Genomic DNA, 13,975 nt, shown 5'->3' with positions numbered 1-13,975 from the left:
GCGTTTTCTTTGCTTCGTTTCTTTGTCGCTTTGGACAAAGAAATGACGCGCCGCCACGCGCAGTGGCTAATAGTGATAAAAAAATCATCTAACGCTAGCAGACCACTAACGCCGAAAGCACCAACCCAGCATTGACCCCGACCAACGACCAGCGACCAAGCACTACTCTAAGCCCCGCTCGCGCCAGCAAACCCAAAACCCAAAACCCCAAAACCCCAAAACCCGAGTGCTAACGAATCACATTGCCAAGCGCCGTGGACTCATCGTCATGCGTAATGCTTCGGGCGGAAACACTTGCCACGATCCATCGTCGTGACGAAAGAAAAGCAATGCCAGCACGCCACTCGGCCGAAGCGCTTCCACCCGGACATAGCGGACATGATTCACCGGCATGCGGCACAGGCGAATCTCACATACCGGCGCACCCGGCGTTGGCGCAAGCCATTTGTCGACTATCCGGCGCAGTGAATCACGTTGCGTATTCATGATGTTTCTCCTCAATGGTGACAGCGAACAGATTCACGCGGCGAGCAGGTCGCCATGACCCCGCGCGTTGATCCAGCCTTTGAGCATGGCTATTGCCACGCGGTAAGCGAGACCCGGGTGAGAGAGACAGGCCTCCACTTGCGAACTGCGGTTCTCACCGAAAAGTACCCACGCACACAGGTGCTCGCAGTTGTTGCTAAGCAGCCGATACCGGTCTTCACCCAGCCTCGACCGAACCCGGCTGACCGCATCCTGTCCGGTGAACATCGGCATGGCATGGACGCGAATGTGGATGTCGCGTCCAGCAGCGAAGCGTTCGAGCGTGGTCTCTTCAATCGGCCCGCGATGCAGCGAACCCGCGAAGCCGGCGTAGTGCACGACGCGGCCGTTGCCCACGTAAATGCCGTGATGTTCGTAACCCGAGCGTTGCGTCACGAGATGAGCACCGGGAGCGGGTTCGCAGTCGATGGCGACATCGGGAATTGAGCGGCCGAGTCGAGCACAAAGCCTGGATGTTTGATTGCCCGACATGACCGGTCTCTCCTGGAGAGTGAAAGCCGGGGTGTTGCAAGTAAGCCGGCGGTTGATCAAGTCATCGCATCAACCGGGCCAATGCGTGCACAGCCTTTTGTGACAAGGCGCAAAGGGAAATGAGAGAGTTGAAGGCGGCGTGAAGACAACGAGAGACCCAACACTTTTTCCAACGAAGTGTTGGGTCGAATCCGTCAGTCGCCACGCTATAAAATCAGTGAAGGAAGCCGGCGATCGGACTACCGTGCTCTGAAGAGGAGAACCGGCATCACCGAGCCGTGCGTGCCTAAAACGGAGTTTTCTTTGCTTCGTTCGTTGGCTTCCTCTCTTCGCATGAGCCACGAAGAAGTGAAGCCGCATCCCGCACAAGATGGTGCGCAAGTGTTGGTATCGCGACCACTAAACGGCTCGGCCTGTTGGGTCCGCCCCAACCAAACTAGCCGACCAAATACGGCCGCTGCGCTACACGACACGAGCCAAACCCGCCTGCCAAAAGCCACAGCGAGAAAAGCACTTACGCAGCCCGTTTTCGGCATGCGCCTTGCATAAAGAAGCACATCCACTTACCTGGCAAGACCACCGGAGACTCACCATGACTGCACTCGCCATTGAAGACATTCCCTGCGACCTCACGCTCGATCGTGAGGCGATGACCTGCATCCACGGCGGCGGCGCGCCCTGGGTGTATGGCTGGATTACGCCCTACGTTGCATCGCAGCCCTCGATGGGTCCGGTCGTGAACCTGTACGAAACGAATAACACCTTCTATGCTGATCAGATGATCAATCAGTTCCAGAACACCAACGTGAATAACACCGGGTCGAATTCGAACATCTCGGTCAACCCGAACGAGCACAGCCTCAACCACGCTGGTTGAAGCGCAGCGCAAGGAAACACGCACGACGCACGCCTGAAGCAACCGGTTCTGTCTCGCCGCCAACGCGGCAACCCCTCGGCGCACAACGCACACATGCGCGCCGCTGCAGACATCGGAGGTCTCGTGAGTTACACCGGTGAGTTTCGATGGACATCGGCCGCCCGCACCGACACAGGTCTCGTCCGCGAGATCAACGAAGACGCGTGCCTCGAAATGCCGGAACACGGCCTGTGGGCCGTCGCTGATGGCATGGGCGGCCACGCAGTGGGCGATGTCGCGAGCCAGATGGTGATCGACCGGTTGGAGCGCTCATCGGCTCCCGGCAAACCGGTCCCTCTCGACGAACGCATGCGGGAAGCACGAGAACGGCTCCTCGCAGTCAACGCAGACCTGCGCGCGGAAGCCGCCCGACGGCAAGTGCGCCGGATCGGGAGCACAGTAGTCCTTCTGCTGGCGGGCGAACGGTCCTGCGGATATCTGTGGGCAGGTGACAGCCGGATTTATCTTTGCCGCCAGGGTTGCCTGCGACAGTTGACGCGCGATCACAGCCAGGTCGAAGAACTGAAAGCACGCGGTCAGATCAGCCCGGAAGAGGCGCTGCATCATCCGGGGAAACATCTAATAACGCGTGCAGTGGGCGCCATGGACACACTTGAGCTGGATGCGGACCGGATCGATCTGCATGACGGTGACATCTTCCTGCTCTGCAGCGACGGCTTGAGCAACGAAGTAAGCGATGAGGAGATGGGTGGCGTCCTGACCAGCGGCGATTGCCGGCAAGCGGTAGCGCGGCTGCTTGAACTTGCACTGCAGCGCGGCGGACGCGACAACATCTCGGTCGTCGTGGCGCAGGCTGAGGATATTTTCTGCCTCGACAAAACGCAGATAAATCCGACCCTCTAACTGCCCTTGTCCTTTTGCACAGCGGAAGCCGCATGGTTGCGAAAATCCTTCGAATGCAGCCCGTGCTTCTTCAGCAGCATCTGCACATGCGAGCGGTTCATCTCGAAGCGTCGCGCCAGTTCCGCGACCGTCCCGCCCACTTCGTGCAGGCCGCGTTCGAGAAAAGCGCGCTCCGCTTCATCGCTTGCCGTGCGCTTGGCGTCGCTGAGCGACACCGCGCTTGCAACCATGCCGCTCAACATTGATGCCGAATTGCCCGGACGGATATCGACGGGAAGATGCTCTATGTCGGCCGTTTCCGGCGCCAGGCAAACGATCCGGTAGATCAGGTTGCGCAACTCGCGGATATTGCCTGGATAGTCGTAGGTCCGCAGGAACTCGCGCAGCCTGAGCGTCATCTTTACCGGCTGGCGCTTGAGCGCTGCGGCGGCTTCATCGCCGAAATAGGCCAGCAGCAGCGCAATCTCGTCACGCCGCTCGCGCAACGGCGGCAAGGTCAGATGGATCACGCTGAGCCGATAGAACAAGTCCTCGCGAAAGCGCCCTTCCTCGCTCATGCGCCGCAAATTTCGATTCGTCGCTGCCACAATGCGCGTATCCACCGCAATGGGTTCATCCGATCCCACGCGCTGGATCTCATGGGCCTCAAGCACGCGCAAGAGTTTGACTTGTCCGGCAAGGGGCAGCTCCCCGATTTCATCAAGAAAAATAGTGCCGGTATGCGCGCTCTCAAACTTTCCTTTCCGGTCATTCGATGCCCCGGTGAACGCGCCCTTCTTGTGACCGAATAGTTCGGACTCCAGCAGGTTGTCCGGAATCGCGCCGCAATTCACCGATATATACGGCCGGTCGGCGCGCGCGCCGTTCGCGTGAATCACCTTCGCCATCAGTTCCTTGCCTGTCCCGCTCTCCCCATCCACCAATACGGGAAGATCGGTGGGCGCCGCCTTCTCGGCAATCTCCAACGCCTCCAGCAGTTTCGGGTTATCGCCGAAAGTGCCTTCAAATATGAAGCTTCGCGCGAGCAATGCATCGCGGCGCTCGCGCGGCGACCCGGGCAAACGCTGCGGCTCGGCGACAGCCGCCTGGACGAAACGCTCTCTGTGCGACAACTGCATCACGTCATCGCGTAGCACGCTCGCCTGCCGCAGCAGCTTCTCGATTTCCGGGCGCTCCATGCGCGACGACCAGCGCAGCGTCGAACGGAGAATCTCGATCTTCTCCAGCAGCGCGGCGTACGAGGTCGCGGGGCTGGCCGGCAGGTCTTCGATATCGTCAAGTATCTTCATGCTGCGCTCAGTTGTTTTTGCACGAGTTGGTAGTACATGCCCTTGCGCGCGACGAGTTCGTCGTGGCGTCCCTGCTCGACAATCGCGCCTTCATACAACACGAGGATCTTGTCTGCACGCATGATCGTGCTGAGCCTATGGGCGATGATCACGGCCGTGCGACCCTTCAGGATCTCCTGCATATTGCCGAGGATATTGCTTTCCGATTGAGTATCGAGCGCGGAGGTTGCTTCGTCGAATACCAGGAGGCGCGGGTCGTGATAAAGCGCGCGCGCAATACAGAGCCGTTGAATCTGGCCACCCGACAAACCCACGCCGCGCTCACCCACAATCTGCTCATAGCCTAATGGCATCTTGCTGATAAACGCGTGGGCATCGGCCATTTTCGCGGCCTCTTCTATGCGACGGCGGTCCGGTGCTTCGTCACCGCTCGCAACGTTCTCCGCGATGGTTCCCGAGAACAGCAGGTTGCTCTGCATGACATAGCCTATCTGCGCGCGGTACACGTTTTTATCGATTACGTTCAGGTCGTAACCGTCGACCACCATCTTCCCTTCTGTAGGCGTATAGAAGCCAACCAGCAGCTTCGCGAGCGTGGTCTTGCCGGAACCACTGCGGCCCACTATGGCAATCAGCTCGCCCGGTTTGATCTCGAAACTGATGTTCTCCAGCACGTACTCGGTGTCGGCGCCGCCATAGCGAAAATACACGTTGTTCAGGCTGATCTCACCTTGCAGATCGGGCAGCATGATGCGCGACGGCAAATCCTCCGGCTTCTGTTCCGGCTCCATGTCGAGTACGTCGCCTAATCGTTCCATGGCAACGCCGGCGTCGTTGAGCAGGCTCCACAGACCGATCAACCCCATCAGCGGCGTCAGCACGCTCCCCATGAACGCGTTGAACGCAATCAACTGGCCGATGGTCATCTCGTGCGTGAGGACCATGTTCGCGCCGACCCAAAGAATCGCGATCGTAGTCGCGGCGTTCAACACCTGGCTTCCCAGCGACACCGCAATATTGAACGCTTGCGCGCGATACTGGACCTCCAGCGACTTCGCGTATTTCTTTTCCCACTTCAGTCGTACACTCCGCTCGATGCCCATGCCCTTGATTGTCTCTACGCCGCCCAGCGCTTCCATCAAGAACGACTTTGCTTCGGTCGATGCGGAGAAAACCTCCCGGGCGTAGTTCTTGATCTTCGGCGTGGCGATCGCGGTCAGCGCCATGATCGGAATCACAAAACCGATTAACAGCAGCGTCATCTTCACGTTGTAGAGAAACATGATCGTGAAGTAGATGAAGACCATCAGCAAGTTGAGCGCGGTCGTCACGGTCGATTCCGTGAGGAACGCGCGGATGGTGTGGTTCTCCTGGAAGCGCGCGAAGATGTCGCCGGTCTTGCGTTTGGCGAAGAACGAGAACGGCAGCGACAGCGTATGGCGGAAGAACTGCGACATCATCGCGAAGTCCATGTTGCGGACCATGAAGTTCGCGAGGTACGCGCGAATAGTCGACATCAATTGCGAGAACAGGTTGGAGATGACCAGACCGGCAATCAACAAATGCAGCAGGCCGACGTTCTGGTGAACGATCACCCCGTCGAGAATATTCTGGATGATCAGCGGCGGAATGACGCCGAGCACCTGGATCACGAACGTCGCGAGGAAGAGGTGCGCAAGGATCTTCTTGTACGGCTTCAGGTAGCCGACGAACCGGACCCACGGCGAACGTCCCACCGCGGCTTGCCCGAGTTCTGGCGGAGCCGTGAACAGCAGGCAGGTGCCGCTCCAGCCACGCTCGAATTCCTCCACGTCCATCTTGCGAAAACCGACCGCTGGGTCGGCCACCCATACCTGGTTCTTTGAAATGCCGTACACCACGACGTAGTGGTATCCCTCCCAGTGGACGATGAACGGCAGTTCGAAACCGCGCAGCGACTCGTAGGTGCACTGCACGCCACGCGTGGTAAAGCCCAACACATCCCCTGCTCTCGCGAGACTGTCAAGTGTCGCGCCCTGGGTCGTGACGTTGGCCAGTTCGCGGAGCTTGCCGAGCGTCATGGGGATCTCGTAGTGCTTGCAGATCATCGCGAGGCTGGCCGCGCCGCAATCCATCTCCTCCGCCTGCTGGACCCACGCGAAGCGGCGTATCACTCGCTCACTGAATTCCGGTTTCGAATGCAGGTCGAGCATGGCCGGCAACGAGCGCCGTTCCTCCAGTTTTTTCTGGCGCTGCAACTCGCGTTCAGTAAAACGGATACGGTCTTCCAGCACTTCGCGCAGCTTCGGGTTGCGTTCGAGCACGAAGTGCACAGTTTTTTCAGGCACGACCAAGAGGCGCGTGTCCACGTTCGCGATCGCCGTTGCCTGCTGCTCCTGTCGCAACAGGCAAGCCTTCTCGCCGAAGACCTCGCCCGCTCTCAAGGTGGCAAGCAGATATTCGCTCGCGCCCTCCTTGCGCACGATCCGTACTTCGCCCTGCCGAACCACGTATAGCCGACGGTCATCGCGCCCGTCCTGATGGATGATCTCCTTGCCTGCTGCAACCCGCTTCACGCCGACGCTACGTACTGACGCCTCCAGTTCAGCCTTGTCGATCTTGCCTCGCAAGTCAAACAGCTTGGCGACAAAACCGCCGGCCGAACTGATCGCGACATAGCTCGTGACGAACGCGAGCGCCGCCGGATTATTCGCCACGATCGGCTCGATCACACGGCGTGGAATAAACAGCAGTTCCGTCTTGCCCGACGAACGCACCGACGATTCATGCCGGTACTCGCGCAACATGGCGATGTCCGCGAACACTTCCCGTTCGCGGCGCACGCCCATGCTGATCTCCTTGCCGTTTTCCTCGGTGAAGATGCGCACCGAACCGGTCTTGATGACGAACAGTCCATCGGCCGTGTCACCCACGTTGCAGACGGTCTCCCCGAACGCATGAAACCGCGTCTCCGCCTGCTCGGCGAGCTGTTCGATTTCCTGCGCGGTAAACGGCGCTAGGATCTCCACGGTCGCGAGAAAAGCGGCCAGGGAATCGAGTTTCTGCGGTACGTCCATGTGCTCGCCTCCAGTCGTCCTGTCGTCGGCCGCGCCCTAGCGCGCTTCGATAATGTGTTCCTGCGCCCGTGCCAGCAGCCATTGCTCGCGCAACAACCGGCGGATTTCGGACGCGACATCTGCATCGAGTACAGCGGGACGTTTCGCCGTCACCGCAAAGATTTCATAGGCGGTTCCGTCGGGTGTCGGGAACGGTCCGAGCAGGTCGCCGGCTGCGGCATTGAAGACCTTGGCCTCGATCTCGGCGGCGAGCGACCCGCGCAACACCTTGCCAAGCGCGCCACCCTGGTCGCGGGTATCGGCAATGGAATGTTCTCGCGCCATTTCGGTAAAGCTGTCGGGATCGTCCTGCAAATAGGAGATCATTTCCTTCGCCTGACTCGGCGTTTCGAGCACGATATGACTGATCTCAACGCTGTCGAAACGCGGTGAATTCAGCTTGAAATACGCCTCCACGTCGGACTCGCCGCCGATCTGTTCGAGCATCTTCTCTTGATAGAGCGTGTCCGTGATAAACGTCTCGAACTCGTCCAGGTTCACGCCGAGCGCATCGAGATAACGGTTCATGTCGGCGGCGCGGTGCAGGCCGCGCACGCGCCTGAACTGATCGGCGCGCACCTGGATCTCGCCCTCGGACACGTCTACGTGCTGCTTCTTCGCCGCGCGCACGGTGAGCTTGTCGCGCACGAGTTGCTCGACGAGCCCTTCGAATTGCCCAGTCAGTTTCAACACCCGGATGAACTCGTCGGCATCGACGACTTCATCGTCTATTCGCACAATCGCCGTCATTTCTTATGCCCCTTTTTAAACGTGAAAAGCAGTCGGTGGGCGCCGCCATCGTCAGCCGGCCACTTGCCGGAACGGGTCAAGACCGAGATCGATCAGCCGGCGTTCGCGTACTACGATCTCCGCGGTTGCCGTCATGCCATAGCGCAACGGGTAGCGCGTATCCGCCACCTGGTAGTAGTCGCGAGCAAGCGTCACGCGTCCTTCATAGACCGGCTGTTTTGTCTCCAGCGACGGTTTCGTCGCGGGCGAGATGAACTCGAGCGTGCCGTCGACCACCCCGTAGCGCTGATACGGGAACGCATTGAACTTGAGCTTGACCGCCTGCCCCTCGCGCAGGAACGCACGGTCATGTTCGGCTATCTCGATCTTCAGCACCGGCCGTGCGTCCTTGGGTGCTATGCCCCCTAGCGGCGTGTTCGCCTGGATCTTGTCGCCGGGCTGTGTTGATGTGACATCCGTGATGACACCCGACACCGGCGCCAGGATCAGCAGGAAGTTATCCTTATCGATATTCTCGAAGCGGATACGGTCCGCCGCTTCGGCGACGAGCCTCGCCGTTTGCAATTGCAGCCTCAGCTTGTCGCCCGCGCTCGCGATCTCCCGCATGGCCGACTCGTATTGCAGCTTCAGGCTGGTCGCTTCCTGGCCGCTGGTTTCAAGCTGCGCTTTGGCCTGGGAGTATTCGTGGCTGAGGCGGAAATCGAGTTCCGTGAGTTTCGACTGGGCGATCCGGGTCGCGTTATCCGCCTCCATATAGGCGTTGCGTTTGCTCTCCACCTGTATCTCCGACACCCCGCCGCCGCCCGGCAGTGCCAGCAGCCGCGCGTAGCGGTCCAGCTCCTGCTTCGCCGCGTCACGCGTGCGGCGGGCGCTGTCCAGCTCGGTGCGTGCCTCATCGACTTGTGCCTTCTGTCCCTCAGCCAGCTTGGTTGTCCCTTCCGTCACGCGCGTCTGGTGAAGATGCTCTTCCACTTCCATCTGGTCTTTCAGCGCGGCTGCCTTACGCTCCATCAGCAGTTTTTTCTCCGGGAACTCTTTCCAGTCACGCTCGGCGTCATCGAGTTTCAGCTGCGCTTCCAGCGCGTTGGTGGCGGCCTGGATCGCGCCCCTTGCGTTAAGCCGCGCCACTACGTCGTCCTTCGAAACCGGTTGCCCTTCCGCGATATAAACATCGGCCAGCTCGCCGTCTATAGGCGCATAGAACCGCCGTACCTCGGACTCGGGCGACAGCGTGCCCTGTGCCGTGACGATTACGTCTGCGCGCCCGACAAAGGACCACAAGAGCGCGCTCACGACCAGCGCGACCATCGTATAGATCAATGCCTGGGTCAGCCGCGCCGGCTCTGCAACAAGAATGGAGATACCCTCCACGCTGTGATCGCCTAGCGATTCGGCAAAGGACTTAGGGTGCGCGTCGTTCTTCACCGTTCGCTCCGTTGTAGGATGTTTTATCTCCGCCGATCAGCGCCAGCTTGGCACTCAGAAGCCCAGGGTCCAGCACGGAACTCAACTGAACCAGCGAACGCCGCTGCAAGTCGACTTCCGCGTTTATTTCGGCGAGCAGTTTGTCAGCGAGCGCGCTCCGATCCGCCTTCAATTGGCGCAGAAGCTGTGCGGCGCGTTGCGCGCCGGACCACGCGTCGGTGAGCAGTTTCGCCTGCCTTTTGAAGCTATCGGACAGACCGGTCTCAAGCCGCTGGTCACCGCCGATAGCCCCATTCGTTCGATACTGTGTCCAGGCCGTCTGCGCCCGGTTGAACCACTCGTCCGCACGCGCCAACGCCTTCTGCCTGAGGGCACCGAGATCCGTCTGGATCGCGTTGACGAACCAGACGTCCGCAACCGGATCGAGTGATTCGTAAAACGAGAGAACCCGATCGTCGTATCCCGGCGCGCCGCGCGACTTTTGCAGATCGGCGAATTGGCTCGCCACCGCCTGCTTGTGCGTGAGCTCGGCGCTGACGGCATCGGCCCATGGTCCCCCTGCCATGGATCGAAGCCCCGTCATGGCCGGCTCCGTCTGCCCATTGCGCCACGCATTCGACACCGCTACGTAGCGCTGCACGACATCAGGCGCAGGCAGGCCCTTCGCATCGAGCTGATGCTGCGCTGCCTGAAACGGCGGCGTAGTAAAGCGCGCTTTCTGCATGGCGTCGATCAGCGGACCGAGCTCGCGCGACTTGAGCGCGTGCTCAAGCGCGAGGTATTGGCGGAGATCGTCCTGCACGCGATCGAGGCCTGCCAGACGCGGGTATTTGTCGGCGTAATCTGCGAGTTCACCCCTTAACGCGTCAGGGTCGCCACCCGGCGCCAATGCTTTGTCGATACTCGCCTTGAGGCGCTCGATAGCGGCCAGATAAACCGAGTCGTCGCTCTCAAGCTTGCGCAGATGACTGAGCGCAACAGCGTACAGATCCCTGAACGCCGGTACCGTCGAAGCAATCCGGTCCAGCCGCCGCTGATGACCGCTCGGGTCGCTCTCCCATTGCTTCAGCAACGCGCTGATGCGGTTCTCATCGGCGTAGATGCGGATGGGAGCATCCGGCCTCTCGCGGCTCGCCATGAACGTTTCAAGCCGTCCAATCCAGTCGATCTCATCGACGAGCAAGCGCGCATCGGCATTGGTCGCGCCAAGCGTCTTCATCTGCGAGCCGACTGAAGCCGCGGCACCGAAATTCCGGCGTTTCAGTTGGTCAAGCCAGTCCCGCAGATATCCCTTGAGCAGCGCTTCCGTACCCAGGACCATCGCTTGGGGATCGTTCGGATGTTTGTTCAGATATGCATTCACGACCGGCACGGCCTCGCGATAATCGCCGTGAGCGACCAGGCTCTTCAGGTTCCGCTCATCCGTACCGCTGAAATAAAGCGCGCCGCCGATCGCAATCATTGCTGCGACGAATGCCAAGCCGCACAAAAGCACCCTGCGTTCGATCGCCTGACCGCCACCGAATGCAGCGCCAAGGTCGGAGACAAAGCGCACGAATCTGCTGCGAGAGCGGCGGCGTGGCGGGGCACGTTCGTCTGGCAAGGCCTCACGGTTGATTTCATCGTCAGACGGTTGGTCCTGGTCGACGCAAAAGATATCCAGGAAGGAATGCGCGGCAGTGATGAAGGTGGTCTTGTCCAGATCGTCCGGCGTACTCTGAACCGTTGAGCCGGTTACGGTCGCCGTCGCGGTGGTAGTCGTGGTTACACCGCGTTCCGTTTCGCGCCGCAGGCTGACGATATACGCGAAGTGATTGCCGCCGAACGCAAGCGATGCACCATCTTGCAGCGCCACGGCGGTTTCACCCACCCGCTTACCATCGACGAATGTGCCGTTCGTGCTGCCGAGGTCTTCGACGAAGGGCTCGCCCGCTTTCACAAAAATATGCGCGTGACGTCGCGACACGTAGTTAACCTGATGAGGATACCGGTCGCTGTATTGCGCGAACGTCTCGTCCGCCTTGCTGATCAGGAACGGAAACTCCGTCAATTCGACCAGATGCAATCCGAGGTCGCCGCGCTCCGGTGTGAGCGTCATGCGAACAGCCGGTACCGCAGCATAGGTTCGAGATACGGCGCGCGGCACCATCCGCACACGGAACGCGAGCTTCCCGCCAAAGCCAATGACGTCGCCGCCCTGAAGCCGCACGGGCTTGTCGCGCAGCATGACGCCGTTCACCGTCGTGCCGTTCTTGCTGCCGAGGTCGGCGGCATACGCTGCGCCGTTCTCCATGAAAATCCGCGCGTGCCGCCGCGACAACTGCGCAACGGCGTCGGTCTCATAGGAGGCGAACGGCGCTTCGAACCGCCCGATCGCGAACAGATCTTCGTCGATACGAATGACGCCGGCCGCGGGATGGGACTCGGGCTCGAGCAAGAGATCGAAGGCCTTGTTCAGCATCGGCCCCGCCTCGGCAACAGAAGCTTCTCCAGGAGCCATGTGTCCACATCTCGAAGAACGTTCATCACGCGTTGAGCGCTGGGCGACTAGCCCGTGCACTCCCACCGATGAACCGTGTTGGACGAAACCGCGGTGAAAGCGGTGACGCAATGAAGTGTAAGCCACGCTTTGCGGTAGTCAATCATTCAGCAACACATCTGTCGCCCGCGAACTAACACTTTGCATTCCGAACATTGGTTTTGGCCGATGTGGACTATTGCCCTAAAAACCGGCGGCGTGACGAGCGCTTAGTTCGTTACTCCCTTACTTGCGGCAAGTTCACCGTGCACATCATGCACATCATGCGCAGCGGTCGGGTCGCTTGCCTGGTCCGTCTTCTGGACGTCGATCGCCGGCCAGCCGCCGCCCAGCGACTTATAGAGGGTGACCGTATCGGAGAGCAGTTGCTGATGGTTTTCAAGCAACGCCAGTTCTGCCGCAAGCAACGTACGTTCGGTCTCGAAGACCTGCAGTTGCGACACCACCCCTTCCTTGAGTTGCGCTTCAATCTGTGCGGCCACCACTTTCAAGTGCTCCACTTCTTCCTGCAGCTCGGTGCGCTGCTTCGTATGTGCGTCAAGATTGACCAGCGCGTTTTCCACCTCTTCGAAGGCGCCCATTACGGTGCGTCGATACTGCTGCTCGACCACTATCGTCTGGGCCTCGGTCGTCTTGACATGCGCCCTGACGCTTGGATCCAGCAGCGGAATATTGATGCTGGGCATGAAGCTGAACGTGAAGGACTTCAATAAATCGGTCAGCGCGAAGCTCGCGGAGCCGCCCCGGCCGGTGAGGCTGATCGTCGGCAACTGGGCGAGCTTCGCCTGTCCCACGACGTCATACGCTTCCAGCACGCGGTATTCGGCCGCCACTACGTCGGGTCGACGCGCCATCAATTGCGACGGCAAGCCCGCCGGCACAACGGGAATCTGCACGCGCTTTTCGAGTTGCCCCGACGGCACGGTGAACTCGCCAGCCGGGACACCGATCAATGTGGCCAGCGCGTTGTTCGCCAGATCACGGGCGCGATGCAATTCGAGCAGGTCTTTGGTCATGCGGTTGATTTCCGCTCGCTGCGTCAGGACCTGTGTGTTCGGCACGAGCCCGTTCTTCGCCATGCCTTCGTAGATGGTCAGGATCTGCTGATTGGTGCGCAGCGTTTTTTGCTGCTGGTCGATCTGATCATCGAACTGAAGAATCTGGAAGTAGGTCGTCGATACATCGGACACAAGCGTGAGATAGCCTGCGCGCCAGTCCGCTTCCGACGCTCGGTATTCGGCCTTCTGCCCCTGTACGCCCTTCTCGACCGCGCCCCAGATGTCGATGTCCCAGTTCACCTGCGTGGCGACGTTGTATTGCTTCGAGAAATCCCGCCGCGTGGTTTTGTCAAACTCCGCACCGGCGCCGAGATCGGCGGTGGGCAGCGCTCCCGCACGCGCCTCGTTGATCTGTCCGCCGGCAACCGACACACGGGCCGCGAGAATCTTGATATCGAAGTTGCCCGCTATGGCGCGGCTGACGAGGGAGTCAAGATACGGGTCGTGGAATTGTTTCCACCAGTCGAGCGTAATGGTGTCGGCGGGTGAGACCAGCGCCTTGGCTGTTTGCGACCAGGTGGTCTTGGCGGGTGTATCGGGACGCTTGTAGTCCGGCACGTTCACGTCGATACAACCACTGAGAAGTGTCGTGCAGGCAAGTACCGGAAGCACCATGCGTGCGAACAGAATGTGTGCGACACCCGGCGCTGAAAACTCGGCGGCGCGGCCCTGCAACCCGCGCGATGGCGACATAGCTTGCACGATCTCACTCCGGGTGGATTAAATGCGGCTGGGAGACTTGCCGGTTAGCGCTTGGGGCCGGTGCGGCAACGAAGGCCGGATGACCTTCGCTGCCTGCGCCTGACGATCAAAAGTTGACCGTGTTGGTGTTGTTGGCGGTCTGCGTCGGCTTGACCGTCGACGAGATACCGCTTGCAAACGCGACGTTGTTGCCGTTGTTGCTGATCGTGTTTTGCGACTGGCTGATCAACTGCTCCGCACCGAACGAGAGGGCGGTCGTCGAACTGTTGTAGCTCGGCCAGAAGCCCGGCAGGTTGCCGCCGCGTACGGCCGACATCGCA

The 13,975-nt window shown here is 60.2% G+C and carries 11 protein-coding genes; 2 read left to right on the top strand and 9 right to left on the bottom strand.

From position 1 onward, the window contains the following. Positions 1 to 237: 237 nt before the first annotated feature. Positions 238 to 486: a hypothetical protein gene (locus tag GSQ93_RS26615; RefSeq protein WP_158938612.1), complete on the bottom strand. Its 249-nt coding sequence runs from the start codon at positions 484 to 486 to the stop codon at positions 238 to 240. Between the two features lie 33 nt (positions 487 to 519). After that, complete coding sequence (locus tag GSQ93_RS26610) at positions 520 to 1,017, bottom strand: lecithin retinol acyltransferase family protein (RefSeq protein WP_158938611.1); 498 nt, start codon at positions 1,015 to 1,017, stop codon at positions 520 to 522. A 592-nt stretch (positions 1,018 to 1,609) separates the two neighbouring features. On the opposite strand from GSQ93_RS26610, the gene GSQ93_RS26605 reads away from it, so the two are divergent. Together GSQ93_RS26605 and GSQ93_RS26600 are read left to right on the top strand one after the other, a co-directional pair. Next, a complete protein-coding gene (locus GSQ93_RS26605; RefSeq protein WP_158938610.1) occupies positions 1,610 to 1,894 on the top strand; it encodes a hypothetical protein in 285 nt (94 codons plus the stop codon). 123 nt (positions 1,895 to 2,017) lie between these two features. Continuing rightward, positions 2,018 to 2,797 (top strand): PP2C family serine/threonine-protein phosphatase, encoded by a 780-nt coding sequence (locus tag GSQ93_RS26600; protein WP_158938609.1) that lies wholly within the window; start codon positions 2,018 to 2,020, stop codon positions 2,795 to 2,797. On the opposite strand, the gene GSQ93_RS26595 is transcribed toward GSQ93_RS26600, so the two are convergent. From GSQ93_RS26595 to GSQ93_RS26565, 7 genes are all read right to left on the bottom strand, one after another. Beyond that, positions 2,794 to 4,086, bottom strand: a complete 1,293-nt coding sequence (locus GSQ93_RS26595; protein WP_158938608.1) for a sigma-54-dependent Fis family transcriptional regulator — start codon at positions 4,084 to 4,086, stop codon at positions 2,794 to 2,796. The two genes, GSQ93_RS26600 and GSQ93_RS26595, sit on opposite strands and share 4 nt — an antisense overlap. Beyond that, positions 4,083 to 7,142, bottom strand: a complete 3,060-nt coding sequence (locus GSQ93_RS26590; protein WP_158938607.1) for a peptidase domain-containing ABC transporter — start codon at positions 7,140 to 7,142, stop codon at positions 4,083 to 4,085. The genes GSQ93_RS26595 and GSQ93_RS26590 overlap by 4 nt, the downstream gene beginning before the upstream one ends. 36 nt (positions 7,143 to 7,178) lie before the next feature. Further along, positions 7,179 to 7,931, bottom strand: coding sequence for a peptidylprolyl isomerase (locus GSQ93_RS26585; RefSeq protein WP_158938606.1), 753 nt, complete (start codon positions 7,929 to 7,931; stop codon positions 7,179 to 7,181). Positions 7,932 to 7,982: 51 nt separating this feature from the next. Continuing rightward, positions 7,983 to 9,356 carry an HlyD family efflux transporter periplasmic adaptor subunit gene (locus tag GSQ93_RS26580; RefSeq protein WP_158938605.1) on the bottom strand — a complete coding sequence of 458 codons (1,374 nt, stop codon included), beginning with the start codon at positions 9,354 to 9,356 and terminating at the stop codon, positions 7,983 to 7,985. Beyond that, positions 9,334 to 11,856 (bottom strand): FHA domain-containing protein, encoded by a 2,523-nt coding sequence (locus GSQ93_RS26575; protein ID WP_158938604.1) that lies wholly within the window; start codon positions 11,854 to 11,856, stop codon positions 9,334 to 9,336. The genes GSQ93_RS26580 and GSQ93_RS26575 overlap by 23 nt, the downstream gene beginning before the upstream one ends. A 248-nt stretch (positions 11,857 to 12,104) precedes the next feature. Next, complete coding sequence (locus GSQ93_RS26570) at positions 12,105 to 13,568, bottom strand: efflux transporter outer membrane subunit (protein ID WP_254074084.1); 1,464 nt, start codon at positions 13,566 to 13,568, stop codon at positions 12,105 to 12,107. 193 nt (positions 13,569 to 13,761) lie between these two features. Then, on the bottom strand, positions 13,762 to 13,975 hold a 214-nt coding region (locus tag GSQ93_RS26565; RefSeq protein WP_158938786.1), incomplete at its 5' end, for a hypothetical protein.

The organism is Burkholderia sp. S171, assembly GCF_009766085.1.
Taxonomy (GTDB): Bacteria; Pseudomonadota; Gammaproteobacteria; order Burkholderiales; family Burkholderiaceae; genus Caballeronia.
Note: the sequence above shows the minus strand (reverse complement) of the source record. Positions and strands in the feature narration are given on the sequence as shown.